Genomic DNA, 417 nt, shown 5'->3' with positions numbered 1-417 from the left:
CTTTACGAGAAGGTGAAGGACTACATCCTGGCGAACATCGGAACGGGCCGGTGGGGCAAGGATCGCAAGCTGCCGTCCGAGAACGAGTTGGTGGCGTCGCTCGGCGTGTCGCGGATGACGGTTCACCGGGCGCTCAGAGAGTTGACCTCGGCCGGGTTCCTGATCCGCCTGCAAGGTGTGGGAACCTTCATCGCGCCGCCGCGGCCGCAATCGACGCTGATCGAGATCAACAACATCGCAGCCGAGATCGTCGAGCGCGGCAACAGGCATCGTTCCGAAGTCCTCGTCCTCGAAACCATCATGCCGACAAAGGAGCTGGCGCTGTCGTTCGAGTTTCCAAAGCGCGTCTCGATCTATCATTCCGTCGTCGTCAATTTCGAGAATGATCTGCCGGTGCAGCTGGAAGAGCGCTTCGTC

General features: G+C 60.4%; 1 protein-coding gene. It reads left to right on the top strand.

The genetic code is table 11. The features are described 5' to 3' along the window. Positions 1-417 (top strand): GntR family transcriptional regulator (locus tag EN893_RS37740; protein WP_128362348.1); only part of this gene is annotated, 417 nt, incomplete at both ends.

Origin of the sequence: Mesorhizobium sp. M7A.F.Ca.CA.004.04.2.1, assembly GCF_004022825.1 — a bacterium.
GTDB lineage: Bacteria > Pseudomonadota > Alphaproteobacteria > Rhizobiales > Rhizobiaceae > Mesorhizobium.
The sequence above is the reverse complement of the archived record's forward strand: the minus strand, read 5'-3'. Positions and strand labels throughout refer to the sequence as shown.